Origin of the sequence: Sphingorhabdus sp. Alg231-15 (genome assembly GCF_900149705.1) — a bacterium.
Taxonomy (GTDB): domain Bacteria; phylum Pseudomonadota; class Alphaproteobacteria; order Sphingomonadales; family Sphingomonadaceae; genus Parasphingorhabdus.
In genome coordinates this window covers 1,914,398-1,929,851 of record NZ_LT703001.1, presented here as the reverse complement: position 1 = coordinate 1,929,851, position 15,454 = coordinate 1,914,398, and the positions used below count along the sequence as shown (strand labels likewise).

Here is a 15,454-nt window from a genome sequence, read left to right as displayed (position 1 = left end):
TTCCGGTTTTTCTGACTTAGTAGAAGAAATCGTAAATCACATCGACCACACGCCCGTCATAGGTGTCTACCAGCAACACGTCGTCATAATAACGGACCCAGCGGTAGCCACCATAGGCCGGCGGCAGACGGTAACGCCAAGGGTCGTTGATCCAATAGCGTGATCCGAAGAAGGCTGATCCGAGATAGATACCGATATTCCAGCGCCGGTAGTTATGCCCGCGATAGGGTGCATAATAGCGACCTGCCCGATAGTAGTTACGGTTGTATTTGCGGTAGTTCCGCCAGTTATAGCGACGGTCGTTCCGCCAGCTGCGATTCCACTTGCGATAGTCACGCCGTGCATCGCGATATCCTTTGCGATAACCCCGACGGTCATTGCGGTAGCCATAGCGGCGTCCGTCCCGATAACGCCGATCAACGCGGCCATTATTGTTCCGGTCAAAGCGCCGGTCTATCCGGCCGTCGCGGTTCCGGTCAAAGCGCCGGTCCACACGACCATCCCGGTTGCGGTCTCCGCGCGCAGCGGCCCGACGGTTTTCACGATAACGCCGATCTATGCGGCCATCCCGGTTGCGATCGACACGGCGGTCTACCCGGCCATTATTATTGCGGTCGAACCTGCGATCGATGCGGCCGTCGCGGTTCCGGTCAAAGCGCCTGTCGACACGACCATCCCGGTTGCGATCGCCGCGCCTGATAGCACGCCGTTCTGCACGGTTGCCATTGCGCCGGGTAGCATCCCGTCTTGCTTGGCGATTAGACCGACCAACATCGGCTCTGCTGCGGCTGCTAGAAAAATCACGATCGACATTGCCATTTTGCTGACGAACGGTGCGGCGCTGCTGCCGCCGTTCGGCGCGATCGCCCGCGGTCATCACGTTCGTTCTTCCGCGATTATTACGATTTTCGGCGCGTGTGGCTCTACGGGCTTCGCGATTTCCATTGCCTCGATTGGCGCGTCTCGCCTCGCGATTGCCGCGATTGGCTCGACGTGTTTCACGATTGCCACCACGATTGCCACGATTGGCGCGGCGCTCACCGCGGCCATCACGTTGCAGAGCGGCGCTGCCGGTGAGGTTATTGTCAAAAACTATGGGAGCGACGGCTCGCGTGTTCTGATTGAGATTGGGGGCGAGGTCTGCGGCGGACGCTGTCGCAGGCGTCAACATGGTGGCTGCCATCAAGCCGGTTATATAAAATAGTCGCATAGGTTACTCCTCACTATGCGACTCCGTTTGCCGCATCTGTGGAACAAGTCATAGCTTGTTAACCCTGTCAGATAGCTGAACTCGGCTGTAATATTCAGGAAAGAATCGACTTATATGAACAGAAAATAGTCTGTTGCGACGGAAAACTAGTCTTTCTCATCCTTCTCGAGCCACTCTTCGAGCCATTTGATGGTATATTCGCCGGACTGAAAACCTTCATCATAAACCAGCTTTTGATGCAGCGGGATGGTTGTTTCGACGCCTTCAACGACAAATTCGTCGAGCGCGCGGGCCAGTCGCATCATGCAGCCATCACGGGTTCTGCCATAAACGATCAGTTTGGCGATCATGCTGTCATAATAAGGCGGGATCGAATATCCGGCGTACAGCCCGCTATCGACGCGGACATGCATGCCGCCAGGTGCGTGATAGCTCACTACCTTGCCGGGTGAGGGTGCGAATGTTTTTGGATTTTCGGCGTTGATCCGGCACTCGATCGCATGGCCTTTGAATTCCAGCTCTTCCTGTTTGACCGAAAGGTCGCGACCATCGGCAATGCGAATCTGTTCGCGGACCAGATCAAATCCGGTAATCATCTCGGTCACCGGATGCTCAACCTGCAGGCGAGTGTTCATCTCGATGAAGTAGAACTCGCCATTTTCGTATAGAAACTCGATTGTGCCAGCGCCGCGATATCCCATGCCCTTCATGGCATCGACACAGACCTTGCCCATCTCTTCGCGCTGATCTTCACTGATCACGGGGGAAGGTGCTTCTTCGAGCACTTTCTGGTGGCGGCGTTGTAAAGAGCAATCGCGCTCGCCGAGATGAATGGCATTGCCGCGGCCATCGCCAAAGACCTGAAATTCGATATGGCGCGGATCGCCGAGATATTTTTCAATATAGACAGTTGCGTCACCAAAGGCCGCCTTGGCTTCCGTGCCGGCCTGTTGCATCTGGGTTTCCAGCTCGGATTCGCTATTCACGACTTTCATGCCGCGTCCGCCGCCGCCAGAGGCTGCCTTGATGATCACCGGATAGCCAACCTCAGCTGCCACCTGTTTGGCCACTTCAATGTCGCTTACCGCGCCATCGGAACCCGGCACGAGTGGAATGCCGAGATCGCCAGCGGTCTTTTTGGCAGCGACTTTGTCGCCCATGACCTTGATATGTTCAGGCTTCGGGCCAATCCATTTAATGTCATGCGCTTCGACCACTTCGGCAAAATGCGCGTTTTCCGACAGAAATCCATAGCCGGGGTGGATCGCATCTGCGCCGCTGATTTCGGCTGCCGAGATAATCGCAGGAATGCTGAGATAGCTATCGGTCGCCGAAGGTGGTCCGATGCAGATGGCTTCGTGCGCTAGCCGGACATGCATTGCGTCTTCATCAGCGGTGCTGTGGACGGCGACGGTGTCGATGCCGAGTTCACGGGCCGCGCGCAAGATGCGAAGCGCGATTTCGCCGCGATTGGCGATCAGGATTTTGTTGATGGTCATGCGCCGCGTCTCATCTATGCAATCACAACGAGCGGCTGGTCGAATTCGACCGGCTGGCCGTTTTCAACCAATATCGCTTTGACTGTGCCAGCGCTTTCCGCAGCAATTGGGTTCATCACCTTCATCGCTTCCACGATCAGCAATGTATCGCCCACGGCGACTTTGTCACCGACACTTACAAAATCACCTGCATCGGGATCAGGTGCCAGATAGGCGGTGCCGACCATCGGGGATTTTTGAGCACCGGCATGATCATCCGCTGGTGCTGCTGATGAAGCTGCTTCTGTAGCAGGTGCAGCGGCGGGTGCTGGCATGGGAGCTGGTGCAGCTACTGCATGAACTGGTGCAGGCGCTCCGCCACCACCACGAGAAACCCGGATTTTCCGGTCACCATCTTCGACTTCAATCTCGCTGAGGCCAGCGCCATCCAATATCCCGGCAAGCTCCCGGACCACATCGAGATCCACATTCATATTGCCATTACTGTCTTTTTTTGCGGCCATTTCTGGTTCCCATAATGAAGTTGAAATTATGTTCTAAAATTTTTGCGCGGCGTCGAGCGCCAACTGATAACCCAAAGCACCAAAGCCGCAAATCGTTCCTTTTGCAACCGGTGCAATCAAACTCTTGTGGCGAAATTCCTCGCGTGCGGCCGGATTGGATAAATGCACCTCAATCACCGGCACGTCTATCGCCTTGATAGCGTCATGAAGCGCAATGGATGTGTGAGTCAGCGCACCGGCATTCAGGATCACCGCCTGCGCTTCATCAGCGGCGGCTTCGTGCAGCCAGTCGACCAGATGCCCTTCATGATTGCTCTGGCGGATATCGACATCAAGGCCCAGGCCATGGGACTGATCCTCAAGTTGCCCTGCAATATCATCAAGCGTATCGGCTCCATAGATTTCCGGTTCCCGTATTCCCAGAAGGTTGAGGTTGGGGCCGTTCAGGACAAAGACGGTCTTGTTGGTGCTTTTTCCCTCTGACAATATATTGTCCCCTATATGGCGCTTTTGGTTGCGGCACTGCTTAGCTGTTTATATGGCCTCTTTATAGGGCTCGATTCCGAAAAGCGAGATCAAACACATGGAAACATTGGTAATGCCGGAAATTTCAATTCAGCTGAATGGCGATAGCAAGCGTATAGCAGGCGGCATGTCTGTCGCCGATCTGGTGCGGTCGCTGGATCTCGAACCCGAGAAGGTTGCCGTGGAACGCAACCGCGAAATCGTTACCCGCTCGACATTGGCTGATGTCACAGTCGAAGATGGTGATCAGTTGGAGATTGTCCATTTTGTTGGCGGCGGCGATCATGCGTCAGAGATTGGTGCCAATGATGGCTGGAGCGTTGCCGGTCAAAATTTCAATTCCCGCCTGATTGTCGGGACCGGCAAATATAAGGATTTTGAAGAAAATGCCGCTGCGGTCGAAGCTGCGGGCGCAGAGATTGTCACCGTGGCGGTGCGGCGGGTGAATGTGATGGATCGCAATCAACCGATGCTGACCGATTTTATCGATCCCAAGCAAGTAACCTATCTGCCCAATACTGCTGGCTGTTTTAATGCCGACGACGCGATCCGCACTTTGCGGCTGGCGCGTGAGGCAGGTGGCTGGGATCTGGTAAAGCTGGAAGTGCTGGGCGAAGCGAAGACGCTGTACCCCAATATGCGTGAGACATTGGAAGCGACCGAAGTGCTAGCCAAGGAAGGCTTCAAACCGATGGTCTATTGCGTGGATGATCCCATCGCTGCGAAACAGCTGGAGGATGTAGGCGCGGTTGCGATCATGCCCTTGGGCGCGCCTATTGGATCGGGGCTTGGTATTCAGAACCGCGTCACCATCCGTTTGATTGTTGAGGGTGCCAGCGTGCCCGTGCTGGTCGATGCCGGCGTCGGCACCGCCAGTGATGCAGCGGTGGCAATGGAACTGGGCTGCGATGGCGTGCTGATGAACACGGCGATTGCCGAAGCCAAGGAGCCCGTGCGGATGGCCCGCGCGATGAAGCTTGCCGTGGAAGCCGGCCGCGAAGCCTATCTGTCCGGCCGGATGGGGCGGCGGATGTATGCGGATCCATCCAGTCCGCTTTCCGGACTAATCTAAGAAATCAGCTGATTCGTTCGAATCAAGGCTGATTTAGCGCCATAATACACCCCGATTCGGTGTCATCCGTAACCAATTGAATAGTAACAAAAGTTACATTGTTTTACTTTGATCGACGTTCTGATGTCGTTGGTCGAAGCTTTTTGCTGTTCGCCGACCAAAATGGCCGTTTATAGAAGTTGAGATGCTCGCCGCCCGGCCTTCCCCTATCTAAGAATACGAGGCGGGAGCAGCAACACAGTCTCATGGCTCTTCCCCGAGCTGGTCGAAACATACTGCTCCTGCCGTCATACCCCCTCCTGCTTTGAGCGGGATCATCAGGGCGAAGCCGGCCCCCAATTTTCCGGCTCGCCCCAAATATTGTTGAGGAGTGAACACATGAAACATTCAATTTTAAGCAAAGGTCTTTTTGCTGCCGCCGCGATTGCTGTAACCGCAACCGGATTTTCGGCCAGCGCCAGCGCACAGAACCGGACGATCACATCAGTGGCAGTGAGCTATTCTGACCTTGATCTGACGAGCGAGGATGGCCAGGAAACACTGGATGGCCGCATCAGAGGTGCCGTCCGCAAAGTCTGCGGTAGCTATGATTCCAAAAGTCTTCGCGACATGGCTGATCATGGCGGCTGCGTCAAAGAAGCTAAATTGTCGGCCAAGCGCGCCAAAGTGTCGCTGATCGCCAGGGCCGAAGCGGGTACGCTCGGCAACGGCGCAATGGTAGTTGGTGGTCGCTAAGATCAACGTGAAAAACAACGCAAGAGCCGCGAACCCCAATTAAGCGGCCCTCTATTTGGCCAAACTACCTGATAACCCCGGTGCCCTTACACCGGGGTTTATTTTTGTCTGTCTGCCTGTGAATGGTGTTAACGTGAACGGCCGTGACCGTGCGTAAGCCCAGACGAACGAATTTACCGTCCTGCCAGTTTTTTCGCTTCTGCCAGATGAGTCCGGCCGATTCGGATTTCGGTGCCGCATTTCAAGCACGCTATCCAGATCCCACCGCCATCGTGCCGCAGGCCGCCAATCCAGTCGCGCCGAACCAGATGAGACCGATGCAGACGGATGAAATGTTCGGGATTGAGTCGCTCTTCAAGGCCGGTAATCGTCTGGTGCAGCAGATAGCTGGTGCCACCATGATCGCTGTCCGCTTCGCCGCCAACATGCAGTCGCATATAGTCTCTTTCGGCCTCGACCCGATTGATTTCAGAAGCAGCAATCCGGCGCAATTCCGATTTATAGGGTACCCAGAATTCCTCTGCCCACGGAGATTTACTGTTGGCTAGTGGCACTTGTTCGGTTTTGCGTTCGAGTACCCGGGAAATGGCAAGTGAAAGTCTGTCTGTCTCGACCGGCTTCAGGACATAATCGATCGCGGCGACACCAAAAGCTTCTACGGCAAATTTATCAAAGGCGGTTACAAAGATAATCGCGGGCGGATTGCTTAGATCCGAAAGGTTCTTGGCAACTTCCAGTCCGTCCATGCCCGGCATCGCAATATCGAGCAGCAGCAAATCGGGCTGCAACTGCTCGGTCAGGCGGATAGCCGCTTCCCCGTCACTGGCTGTGCCGACCAGGTTGATATGCTTCTGGCGCGCACATAAAAGTTGCAGCCGTTCAATTGCCAGTGGCTCGTCATCAACAATCAATGTGTTGAGCTGTACAAGAGCAGGGGCCGTATCGTCCGCCATATTCAGATATCCGCTAACAGAGGCATGGTTAGTTCCGCAACAAATCCGCCGGTTTCGGGTCGGTGGGTTTGTAGCTTGGCCTGAGTGCCAAATCTAGTCTCTAACCGGTCACGGACATTGGCCAGGCCTATGCCATTATTCTGGTCGCTGGCTTTGTTTTGCGATTTGGTTTCACCGTCATCGGCAACGGTCAGTTTCAGAAAATCCCCCTCAGCTGATGCGCTGATGGCGATGGTCACCGGCCGCTTGCTATGGGCCACGCCATGCTTGATCGCATTTTCCACCAGCGGTTGCAGGATCAGACCAGGTACCAGCACGTCATCCAATTCCGCCGGAATATGCGTCTCCGTTTTCAAACGCTTGGGAAAGCGTACGGCTTCAATATCGAGATAGAGATTTTGCAGATGCACTTCTTCCGACAGAGCGACATCTTCGAGCGGATCTCCAGAGAGGCTGGTGCGATAGAATTTTGACAGGTTGAGGATCATTTCCTCGGCTTCTTCGGGCTGGCTGCGCATGACCAAGGTGCTGAGGCTGTTAAGTGTGTTGAACAGGAAGTGCGGATTGACCTGATAGCGCAAGCTGCGCAGTTCGGCGTCCTGCGCTGCCTGGGCAAAACGAGCCGCCTTGCGTTCCACGGTACGGACTTCCGAGGCATAGCTGAGTGTCAGGTATAACGACGCCCAGCTGATCATGAAGAAGAACCGCGAGATGCTGTCTTCAACAATCACCTTAAGCGCAAAATTCTCCTGCTCCATATATTTGCGCATCTCCTCCATATTCTTTTCATCGAAAAGGCTTTGGGGATCGTAGACATTGAACATGTAAAAGTTGAAAGCGGCGATCGCGATTGCGCAGGGGATGGCTCCTGCAAAAGCAGTAATGATTCGGGTGGAAAGTGCCTTTTCCTCAAAAAGCCGCAGCAGCCGATATAGCATATAGGTGATGGCGATACCCAGAATGGTCACGAAGACCCGGCGCACGGCCAGTTCTTCCTGCGCCGGCCAGTCTCCGACCGCGGCTCGCAAAGTAATGATGACCACATAAAATAACCAAAAACCGAGGATCGACAGGATTGCGACCTGTTGACCAACCGATGGTTTGTGATTTCCGATGTCGAATTTTCTCATTAGACGCCTAATTTCTCATTGGCTGACAGCTTAGGATAAAATGGTATCAATTGTCTCTATCGGAATCGTGTCCGGTCGAAACAGGGTTGCCGTTGGTCGAAACTTTCGGTTGCGGCCGTGTAATTTCCACGATTTTTGAACCTCTTGGGAACAAATTTCCGCCAAATCCTACTATGATTAATCAAATCCTAACCATGTTTTGGTCAAGTGACGTTCGTGGGGACAGACACTGTTCCAGAGTAGGAGTTACGATGACCAAAGCCATGCAACCGGTACCAGGCGCAATGACCCTGTCGGAAATGAAAGAATTTGCGAGCTTTGGTTCGGCGACCCAACGCTATATCCGGCGCTCGCTTGATGTCGGGCTGGAACGCTCCGATGCGATCGAAACCTGGTCACGTGATGCGGTCGAGGAAGCCGGTATCAAGGTACAGATGAAACTCTACAAGCGGCTCGCCGATATTCGTAAAACCATTCCGCAAGACTGTGCGGTCGACGGCATCGAAAAATTCATGCCGGCCTTGATGACATTATCGGCCTATGATCTGGGGCAAGGGCGGATCAATTGCTTTTCCGCCTACCGTTTTCTCTATGAACGGCTGCTCGGTCCTGATGCACGGCCATGGTTGCCCGGTAGTTTCTGTGCCGCTGCCTCCCTGCCACATTTGCATCCGAAGACCCGCAAGGGCCTGTTGCAGTCGATCAGCGAAGCGGCAGCCACGGCACCGGGTTGGTCTACCCGTGAGCCCAGCTTCTTCCCTGAATGGGTCGAGAAGGTGGATATGAACAAGGCGGCACATTAAGCCGGCTCTCTCAGATATTGGTTTGCTGGTTTTTCTAACAGCAATCGGCGGAAAATAAGAGTTTCTGCCGGAACAGCCTTGCGCTTGTCGGACGTCTCCATGATAGTCAGCTGTAGTCGACACAAGGAAAGCTGACATAAAGATGCGTCCCTACCGAAAACTGATTGTGGCATGGCTATGCCTGTTTTTTGCTTTCCCGGCGCTGGCCGGTGAACCAGTGTTCCCGGGCGGCGGTGCGGTTGGTCTTGAGCCACCCGGAGCCATGACAGCCGCGGACAGTTTCGCAGGATTTCGGGATAGTGCAGAAGGGGCCTCGATATTGATCGCGGAATTTCCAGTGGAAGCCTATGCGGAAATCGCGCCTCAGTTTACTGCTGAAACGCTGGCAGCGCGTATGAAGGTCACCAAGCCGGTCGAGAAGCTTACATTGACTGGTGATGTCGAAGCCGTTCTGGCAACAGGTCTGCAGACTCAGGCGGGTATTGAATATCGCAAATGGGTGATGATCGCGCGCAATAGCGACAGCACCGCAATGGTGACCGTGCAGATACCATCGGCCAGCAAAGCCTATCCCGATGCCGAGGTGGAAGCGGCGCTGCAATCCGTTCGCTTCCAACCGCGCGGGTCATTAGAAGACGAAATTGCGCGATTGCCGTTCGCTATCGGTGATCGGGCTGATTTCCGGGCCGTACGTACCCTGGCGGGAAGCGGCATGATCCTGACCGATGGCCCCAAGGACGTGGTGGCTGATGGGTCACAACCCATTGTCATCATCGCTTCCAGTCTTGGCAACAATCCTGCGATTAGCGCACTAAGCGAAGAGCAGCGTGAGCAATTGGCGCTCAAGGCCATCCAGGGTCTGAACTTCACGGATTTCCGGGCTGAGACCACAGAGGTTGAAGAGGATGGTGATGTCGTGATTTCCGGCAGCGGCACGAATAGTGGCGGACAGCAAATGATGCTCCGCCAGATCATGCGTTTCGGTGGGGGCGGCCATGTCCGCACGGTGTGTATCTTTACCACTGAACAGAATATCGCGGCACGCTGTGATCAGGTGGGTCAGGCGGTGTCTTTGAAGGCTAGCGCAGAAAGAGTAAGTGCGGATTAAGTCGTGGCAGTTTGCACGTTGTCCAGCAGGGCGGCTTCAAATTCGCTTTCGGCCAGGTCGATGAGATGCCGATCATCTTCGTTCCATGGATGAAAGCCAGGTAGGAAGAATTTGATCCACGGCAAAATGACCTTCCGCGCCACGCCGGGCGTGAATAGCAGGAAGCCGAGCAGCTTCATCTTGGTGCGCAAGCCGGCAAAGCCATCCTGTGCGAGCAGATCGAGCGAATCCCGGTAGCGATTGGTCCAGAAATTGCGCGTGATGATGAGCATCATCAGCGATTTGACTTTCCAGCGCTGCCATCGCGACCAGTCGCGGGTCGCATAGAGCCAAGTGTCATAGGCCACACCCTTATGCTCGATTTCCTCAAGCGCATGCCAGCGCCACAGATCGGCGGTTTCCTTGTCGGCATTCTCAAAATGCTTCGGATTGGCGATGAATTGCTGCGCCATGATTGCTGTGAAATGTTCGAGGATCATCGTCGCCGCGAGATTGGCGATCGCAGGCCGTCCCTTCGTCAATTCAAGCGACTCGGCAATCCGCTTTTCGATTTTGTCGGTATCATAACCGGATTCTTCTACGCGGCGGTTAAGTGCGACATGTTCGCGGGTATGTATGATTTCCTGCTTTACGAAGGCGCGAATTTCTTTCTGGAGCTTCTCCGGTGTGACATCGCGAAAAGCTTTCACACTTTCGATAAAAAACGCTTCCCCGCGTGGGAAGGTAAGGGATAGCGAATTGTAAAAAGCCGTGGCAACGGGATCGTCATTTAGCCACCATCGACCCGGTTGTTCTTCGGTATCGCGGCCAAAGCGGCGATCACGCGGTGTTATCACGTGATCTTTCGGTGTCGGAGTTTCAATTGTTTCCGGTTCAGCTTGCGCGCTGCCCAGCTTGTTCATAAGGGGCATGTTCATAAGGGGTCGCTTTTGCATAAAATGCGGTTTAAATTAGATTTTAGATATTAGGGTTACTTACAAAGATGTCAATAGCTAAACGACGCCTCTCGCCTCAGGAAAGCCGCAGTATGGCCTTGGCCGCTGCCCGTGACCTGTTGATTGAAACCGGACCGCAGGCGGTGACGCTGAAGGCAGTTGCGTCCAGGATTGGCCGGACGCACGCTAATTTGCTGCACCATTTCGGGTCCGCATCGGGCTTGCAAAAGTCACTCGCGCAATATCTGACGGATCAGGTTTGTGGGTCTATCGCAGAGGCGGTACTGAAATCGCGGACGGGTGAGGGCAGTGTGCGGGATATTGTCGATCTGACCTTTGATGCATTTGACAAGCAGGGGGCAGGGGCTTTGTCTTCGTGGATGTTGCTAACCGGCAATGAAGATGCGCTGGACCCGATTGTCGATGCAATTCACGCACTTGTCGACGAGGTTGGTGAAGGTGGTCACGAAGACCGCGAGATGCATGAGGACACGCTGACGCTGGTCCTGATGGCATTGGGAGATGCGCTGATCGGAGAGCGGCTTGCCGGTTCGCTCGATCTGCCGAGGCATAGTGCCCGTGACCTTGCCGAGCGGCATCTGGAACATGCACTGGACCGCTGGAAGCAGGAACACGGAGCCTGAAGCGGCGGCCCTTCGGGAACAGGTCCTGCTATTGAACGAGGATTAGTGCGTTAGTTCAGGCGGTGGCAAACAGCGCATCATCATTGGCAAAGGCTTTGAATTCCAGTGCATTGCCGCTGGGATCACAGAAAAACATCGTTGCCTGCTCACCCGTTTCACCGCGAAAGCGGATGGTCGGTGCGATTACGAATTTTGTCCCATGCTGCTTTAATCGCTCTGCCAGGGCTTCCCATTGAGCCATGGTCAGCACCACGCCGAAATGGGGCACGGGCACATTTTCGCCGTCTACCGCGTTGGTCGTTGCGTCTGGCTTTGCATTGGTATCGAGATGGGTCACTATCTGATGACCGTAAAGGTTGAAATCAATCCACTGATCACTGCTTCTGCCTTCTTCGCAGCCCAGCAATTCGCCGTAGAAATGACGGGCGGCCAACAGATCATTGACGGGAAAGGCGAGGTGAAAGGGGCGAAGTTCAATGTTCAAAATTCTGCTCCTTTTTCTTGGGCGCGGCCAGCGCAAAACAATGGTCAATATCCAGCTCGGACTGGTTTTTCCGCCGCACGCTCATGTCTTCACGAATCTGCGTCAGAATGACATCGCTTTCATTACCACTTTTGCCTTGCCCCCGCATGGTTTCGCGGGCCCGGCTGTCGAGAACAAAGGCCAAGGTCTTCAAATCCTGAGCCATTTTGGACAGCTTTTCCCGTCGGTAGACTTCCTCATAAGCGAGCTGCATCATCACCGCGCACTGATTCAGAGTGGGTTTCGGCTTTGCGGGTAGTTCGGTATCCAAAAGCGGCAGACATCGGGCCATTTCTTCGGCAACGACTTCCTGTGGCCCGGCAACATTTTTAACCTTGGCCTGTTGGTCCACAACCGCAGTCAGAATCGCGTCGCGCACTTGTTCACGCGACCGACCTGTCTCTACCATGACCCGCTCGCCGACCTGACCAGCATAGGTCCGGCCACGTTCCGTGAGCAAGGGATAGGAAAGCGCGCTCTCTATCCCGCGCTCCTGTTCCGATGCGACGATCGCAAAAGCAGCAACACAGGAAAGGTCCCGTTTGTGAATATCGGTCAGAGCGGTTGCTTCTGGCTTGTCATCGGCTGGTGTGGGTTGCGCTAGCGCCAGCAATATCAACATGATTTTTTCCATGCCGATCCTATAGCGGGGCATGATGGTTTGCGGCAAACAACAATTGCCAAATAACGCTTTCCTGCAGTCCAGCCAGAATGGAAATCAGCAATTACATCCTGTGAAATCGCTATCTGCTGGTCTGCACGAATGTCCCAGATAGCTAAATTGCGACGTTGTTTTAGAGTGATTCTGGTCCGAAACTGTATAATCTTACGCAGATATTATATGTTCAAAAAATTCGGATAGTCGGTAGTTGGCAATTAATGTTTGAACCTGTCCTTCGAAAACGGCACAAACCGACGGTGCAAATTCTTATTGACCTGCTCCGCAAATATCCATTCTGGCTGTCGCTAATTGCTGGCACGCTTTCGGCAACCGGATTTGCGCCATTGGGCCTGTGGCCAATCAGCCTGCTCGCGCTGGCTTTATGGATCGCGATTATTGATAGCGTCGAGAGTCGAAAGGCGGCTTTCTTTTCCGGTTGGCTATTTGGTCTCGGACATTTTGTTGTCGGGCTCAACTGGATCGCCAAAGCCTTTACCTTTCAGGCGGCGATGCCCGAATGGCTGGGCTATATCGCGGTGGTCCTGCTGTCGCTCTACCTGGCTGTCTATCCCGCATTAGCAGCACTTGGCGCCTGGTTGCTCGGAAAGGGGCGACCGATTATATTCGTCCTTGCCCTTGCTGGTTTCTGGATCATTACCGAATGGCTGCGCAGCTGGGTCTTTAGCGGATTTATCTGGAACCCGCTGGGCGTGATCGCGGTCGATGGCAGATATGCCTTAAGTGCCCGGTCCATTGGGACCTATGGCCTTTCCGGTGTGGTCATTGGCATCGCTGGTCTTGTGGGTTCAGCGGTAGGCGGAATAATCGCCCTAAAATGGCGGATCATTGTGCGCAGAATCTTTGATCTGGCCATTGTCGCCCTGGGTGCTGCAACTTTGGCTATGATCGGCAGCGGAGCTGATCGCGCGCCTTCTCTCGAGCAGCCCAATATCACGGTGGTCCAGCCCAATATTGGACAACAGGACAAGTGGCAGGCCGGTTATGAAGAACAAAACCTCGCCAAATTGGCCGGGCTCACCAGACGCGAAGATAATGAACCACGCATTCTTTTCTGGCCGGAAGCTGCGATTCCAGATTATCTCGAAACCGGCTATCCTCAGCGCTATTATTATGGCCGCCAGCCACCAATGGTGCGCGCGCAGCTCGCCAGCTTGATGAAGCCCGGCGACGTACTGGTGCTCGGTGCGCTGAAGCTGGAATTTGACGATACGGCACCGCCGGATGGAAGGCGGGCTATTGGTGCCCGCAATAGTGTGTTTGCAATGGATTCAGATCGCGAATTGCTTGGCCGCTACGACAAAAGCCATTTGGTTCCTTACGGTGAATATCTCCCGATGCGGCCGCTTCTCTCCGCTATTGGTCTGTCGCGGCTGGCGCCAGGAGATTTTGATTTCTGGCCGGGTCCGGGGCCGCGCTCCTTGGAACTGGGCCGCTTTGGTAAAGCTGGACTGCAGGTCTGCTATGAAATCATCTTTTCCGGCCAGGTCGTGCATCAAGAGGACCGACCCGATTTCATCTTCAATCCATCTAACGATGCTTGGTTCGGTGCATGGGGGCCGCCGCAACATCTCGCTCAGGCGCGCTTGCGAGCGGTTGAAGAAGGGTTGCCGGTCATTCGCTCGACGCCCACCGGAATTTCCGCTGTGATAACCAGTAAGGGCGAAGTGGTTGAAAGCATCCCGATGGGGCAGGCGGGCCGGATTGATACCAAATTGCCCCCACCGGAAAACCCCACATTGTTCGCGCGATATGGAAATATCCTGTCGCTGGGATTTGCGCTGATTTTGCTCATCTGCGCCATTGCCATCCGGCTTCGCGCGCGTTAAGGAGCGCATATAAACCTTTCTTTATATCCGAACTCCGCGCCCCCCGGCGGCAAATACTAGGAAAAGCCATGCGTTCTGAATTTATCTTTACCTCTGAATCTGTATCCGAAGGCCATCCGGACAAAGTATCCGACCAGATTTCGGATGCGATTGTTGATCTGTTTCTGTCCAAAGATCCCGAAGCGCGGGTTGCGTGTGAAACCCTGACGACGACCGATAGGGTCATTCTTGCGGGCGAAGTACGCGGCAAGGGCATGATCGATACCGATGGTAACTGGGCGCCGGGCGCACAGGAAGAAATCCAGACGGTTGTCCGCGAGACAGTCAGGAAAATCGGCTATGAACAGGACGGCTTTCACTGGCAAAACCTGACTTTTGAGAATCACCTTCACCCGCAATCCGCCCATATTGCACAGGGCGTCGATGAAAGCGGCAATAAGGATGAAGGCGCCGGCGACCAGGGCATCATGTTCGGCTATGCCAGCGATGAAACACCAGACCTGATGCCAGCAACGCTGCAATATTCGCATCAGATATTGAAGCAGATGGCAGCAGATCGCCACAGCGGCAAAGCACCGTTTCTAGAGCCTGATAGCAAGAGTCAGGTGACGTTGCGCTATGTCAACGAAGTGCCGGTTGAAGCGACCGCGCTGGTTGTTTCCACCCAGCATGCGCCCGGCTATTACAAGGATAGCGACAATCCTGCACTGTACGAAGAACTGCGCGAATATGTCATGGGCGTGTTCCATTCCGTGCTGCCAGATGGCTTTATTACCGACAACACCGTCATTCACGTTAATCCTACTGGCCGCTTTGAAATTGGTGGACCGGACGGTGATGCGGGTCTGACAGGGCGCAAAATCATTGTCGATACCTATGGTGGTGCCAGCCCGCATGGCGGCGGCGCTTTCTCTGGCAAAGACCCAACTAAAGTCGATCGGTCTGCGGCCTATATCACCCGTTACCTCGCGAAAAACATCGTTGCTGCCGGTCTCGCCAAACGCTGTGCGATCCAGTTGTCTTACGCCATTGGCGTCGCGGAACCCTTGTCGATCAATGTCGATTTGCATGGCACCGGAACAGTGAGTGAAGAGAAGCTGGAAGAAATACTGCCGAAACTGGTCCGGTTGACGCCAAAAGGCATTCGCACTCATCTTGGCCTCAATAAGCCGATATACAGCCCGACCGCGGCCTATGGGCATTTCGGACGCAAGGCTAATGGCGACCTTTTCACTTGGGAAAAGACCGACTTGGTGGATGCTCTAAAAGCGGCTTTTTAAATCGCATCAGGGCTGCTAACGGCGCT

General features: G+C 54.5%; 16 protein-coding genes. 7 read left to right on the top strand and 9 right to left on the bottom strand.

Going from position 1 to position 15,454, the window contains the following annotated elements:
* Positions 1-16 precede the first annotated feature (16 nt).
* The 4 genes from DG177_RS09535 to aroQ all read right to left on the bottom strand — a co-directional run bounded on the left by DG177_RS09535 (position 17) and on the right by aroQ (position 3,698).
* Positions 17-1,210, bottom strand: a complete 1,194-nt coding sequence (locus tag DG177_RS09535) for an RcnB family protein (protein WP_108811257.1) — start codon at positions 1,208-1,210, stop codon at positions 17-19.
* Between the two features lie 146 nt (positions 1,211-1,356).
* Complete coding sequence (gene accC, locus DG177_RS09530) at positions 1,357-2,709, bottom strand: acetyl-CoA carboxylase biotin carboxylase subunit (RefSeq protein WP_108811256.1); 1,353 nt, start codon at positions 2,707-2,709, stop codon at positions 1,357-1,359.
* Positions 2,710-2,723: 14 nt separating this feature from the next.
* Complete coding sequence (gene accB / locus DG177_RS09525; protein WP_337658695.1) at positions 2,724-3,212, bottom strand: acetyl-CoA carboxylase biotin carboxyl carrier protein; 489 nt, start codon at positions 3,210-3,212, stop codon at positions 2,724-2,726.
* 33 nt (positions 3,213-3,245) lie between these two features.
* Positions 3,246-3,698: a type II 3-dehydroquinate dehydratase gene (gene aroQ, locus DG177_RS09520; protein WP_108811255.1), complete on the bottom strand. Its 453-nt coding sequence runs from the start codon at positions 3,696-3,698 to the stop codon at positions 3,246-3,248.
* A 112-nt stretch (positions 3,699-3,810) separates the two neighbouring features.
* Here aroQ and thiS point away from each other — a divergent pair, with 112 nt between their 5' ends.
* A complete protein-coding gene (gene thiS, locus DG177_RS09515; RefSeq protein ID WP_337658694.1) occupies positions 3,811-4,809 on the top strand; it encodes a sulfur carrier protein ThiS in 999 nt (332 codons plus the stop codon).
* A 378-nt stretch (positions 4,810-5,187) separates the two neighbouring features.
* Entirely contained in the window at positions 5,188-5,544 is a 357-nt protein-coding gene (locus DG177_RS09510; protein ID WP_108811253.1) for a UrcA family protein, read from the top strand.
* A gap of 173 nt (positions 5,545-5,717) precedes the next feature.
* Here DG177_RS09510 and DG177_RS09505 read toward each other — a convergent pair whose 3' ends face one another.
* Both DG177_RS09505 and DG177_RS09500 read right to left on the bottom strand, forming a co-directional pair.
* Complete coding sequence (locus DG177_RS09505; RefSeq protein ID WP_108811252.1) at positions 5,718-6,497, bottom strand: response regulator; 780 nt, start codon at positions 6,495-6,497, stop codon at positions 5,718-5,720.
* A 2-nt stretch (positions 6,498-6,499) separates the two neighbouring features.
* Positions 6,500-7,627 (bottom strand): histidine kinase, encoded by a 1,128-nt coding sequence (locus DG177_RS09500; RefSeq protein ID WP_108811251.1) that lies wholly within the window; start codon positions 7,625-7,627, stop codon positions 6,500-6,502.
* A 251-nt stretch (positions 7,628-7,878) separates the two neighbouring features.
* On the opposite strand from DG177_RS09500, the gene DG177_RS09495 reads away from it, so the two are divergent.
* On the top strand, positions 7,879-8,430 hold the full coding sequence (locus DG177_RS09495) for a hypothetical protein (RefSeq protein WP_108811250.1): 552 nt from the start codon (positions 7,879-7,881) through the stop codon (positions 8,428-8,430).
* Positions 8,431-8,572: 142 nt separating this feature from the next.
* Positions 8,573-9,538, top strand: a complete 966-nt coding sequence (locus DG177_RS09490; RefSeq protein WP_108811249.1) for a hypothetical protein — start codon at positions 8,573-8,575, stop codon at positions 9,536-9,538.
* On the opposite strand, the gene DG177_RS09485 is transcribed toward DG177_RS09490, so the two are convergent.
* Positions 9,535-10,449 carry a metal-dependent hydrolase gene (locus DG177_RS09485; protein WP_337659027.1) on the bottom strand — a complete coding sequence of 305 codons (915 nt, stop codon included), beginning with the start codon at positions 10,447-10,449 and terminating at the stop codon, positions 9,535-9,537. The genes DG177_RS09490 and DG177_RS09485 overlap by 4 nt on opposite strands.
* A 116-nt stretch (positions 10,450-10,565) precedes the next feature.
* On the opposite strand from DG177_RS09485, the gene DG177_RS09480 reads away from it, so the two are divergent.
* Positions 10,566-11,117 carry a TetR/AcrR family transcriptional regulator gene (locus DG177_RS09480; protein ID WP_443216414.1) on the top strand — a complete coding sequence of 184 codons (552 nt, stop codon included), beginning with the start codon at positions 10,566-10,568 and terminating at the stop codon, positions 11,115-11,117.
* 55 nt (positions 11,118-11,172) lie between these two features.
* On the opposite strand, the gene DG177_RS09475 is transcribed toward DG177_RS09480, so the two are convergent.
* Both DG177_RS09475 and DG177_RS09470 read right to left on the bottom strand, forming a co-directional pair.
* Positions 11,173-11,595 carry a VOC family protein gene (locus tag DG177_RS09475; RefSeq protein ID WP_108812904.1) on the bottom strand — a complete coding sequence of 141 codons (423 nt, stop codon included), beginning with the start codon at positions 11,593-11,595 and terminating at the stop codon, positions 11,173-11,175.
* Entirely contained in the window at positions 11,591-12,295 is a 705-nt protein-coding gene (locus tag DG177_RS09470) for a hypothetical protein (RefSeq protein WP_337658692.1), read from the bottom strand. Before DG177_RS09470 ends, DG177_RS09475 begins: the two co-directional genes overlap by 5 nt.
* Before the next feature lie 224 nt (positions 12,296-12,519).
* Between DG177_RS09470 and lnt the strand changes: the two genes are divergently transcribed.
* The gene (lnt, locus tag DG177_RS09465) at positions 12,520-14,148 is read left to right on the top strand and encodes an apolipoprotein N-acyltransferase (protein ID WP_108811245.1); all 1,629 of its coding nucleotides are present in this window, start codon (positions 12,520-12,522) and stop codon (positions 14,146-14,148) included.
* 68 nt (positions 14,149-14,216) lie between these two features.
* Positions 14,217-15,428 (top strand): methionine adenosyltransferase, encoded by a 1,212-nt coding sequence (gene metK / locus DG177_RS09460; RefSeq protein WP_108811244.1) that lies wholly within the window; start codon positions 14,217-14,219, stop codon positions 15,426-15,428.
* Positions 15,429-15,454: the final 26 nt, after the last annotated feature.